This is a genomic window from Streptococcus sp. 1004_SSPC, from assembly GCF_001069025.1.
GTDB lineage: Bacteria > Bacillota > Bacilli > Lactobacillales > Streptococcaceae > Streptococcus > Streptococcus vestibularis.
The window spans coordinates 1-1,508 of sequence record NZ_JWGQ01000100.1 but is presented as its reverse complement, the minus strand read 5'-3'; the positions used below and the strand labels follow the sequence as shown (position 1 = coordinate 1,508).

The 1,508-nt window shown below is 42.8% G+C and carries 2 protein-coding genes; both read right to left on the bottom strand.

Annotated features, from left to right (window positions below; translation table 11 throughout):
• Positions 1–114, bottom strand: a 114-nt coding sequence (locus ADF62_RS10445; protein WP_152901318.1) for a biotin/lipoyl-containing protein, incomplete at its 3' end; no start/stop codon positions are given.
• A gap of 178 nt (positions 115–292) precedes the next feature.
• A partial coding sequence (locus ADF62_RS07335; RefSeq protein ID WP_048788497.1) for a dihydrolipoamide acetyltransferase occupies positions 293–1,508 on the bottom strand: 1,216 nt, incomplete at its 5' end.

The window sequence follows — 1,508 nt, the reverse complement described above, 5'->3', positions numbered from 1 at the left end:
TTCAAGAAGGATATCTCCCTCATTAACCACATCACCCTCTTGTTTCTTCCACTCGATGATTTCACCTTCCTGCATGTCCACACCAAGCTTAGGCATAATAATCTCAAAAGCCATATTTTATGATACTAAGAACGCTAAAATGCGACAGAATTTTAGGAGTTTTACTTGTGTGCTTGCACACAAGTAAAACTATCTAAATTCCGAAGCATTTCGTTCGAGTTCAAATCGACTCAAACGTTTTAACGCCCTCTCCTTTCTATTTTAAAACTTCAGTTTTCAGATATTTTTTTACTTAAATCAACAATTCCATTGGATTTTCAATCAAATGTTTTAAATCAACCATGAATTTGGCACCATTCATACCATCTACAATACGGTGGTCAATAGTCAAGCATAGTCCCATGATTGGACGTACGACAACTTCACCATCAACAACAACCGGTGTCTGAATAGTTGCTGAAACACCAAGGATGGCTGAGTTTGGTTGATTAATGATTGGATTAAATGACTTGGTTCCGAACATTCCCAAATTAGTGATAGAGAAGGTTGAACCTGACATTTCTGCCGCCTTCAATTTACCAGCCTGAGCTTTTTTGATGACATCCTTAGAGGCCACCACAAAGTCAGACAAACTCATCTTATCTGCACCATGAACGACCGGCACAATCAAGCCATCATCGAGACCAACGGCAATACCGAGATTAACAAATTTGTGTAATTCGATATTTTGCGCATCATCAATCAAGGATGCATTAAGGTAACGGTGTTCCTCTTTCATAAGAGTACGCACAACTGCCAAACCAATCAAATCCGTGAAGGTCACCTTCATGCCAGTCTTATTCATGATTGGATCAAGGACTTGCTTACGAAGAGCCATAAGGTTAGTCATGTCCACATCGTAGTTAAGGGTAAAGGTTGGCGCAGTTAAGTAAGAGTGCGTCATTCCCTTCGAAATAGCCTTACGCATAGCAGACATTGGGATAACTTCCACACCTTCTGGCAAGACTTTTTCTGGCTTAGCTTCAACCACACGTGCAGCTGCAGCTTCCTTAACTTGGGCTGGGGCACTGATTGCAAGGATGTCTTCCTTAGTAATCTTACCACCAAAGCCTGTTCCAGATACGCTAGCTAAATCAATACCAAGGTCCGCTGCAATCTTACGTGCCAACGGAGTTGCCTTAGGTTGAGCACCCTTAAAGTTCTCAACGTCATCAGCATGAACACGACCTTTTGCTCCAGTTCCTTGAACTTGAGCGATGTCAATTCCCAACTCACGCGCTACTTTACGTGCTTTAGGTGTTGCACGTACTCTGCCACCTTCGTGTACGACAGGTGCTTTCGTTTTTGCTGCTACTACAGTTGCTTCCACAGTAGCAACTTCTTCAACTTGCAGAGCAGCTTCTGCAGCTGGTGCGCTCGCAGCATTATCAGCCACAACTTCACCTTCTGCTCCAATATAACCAATAACCTCAGTAACTGGTACAGTTTCACCAGCCTGACGGGTAATC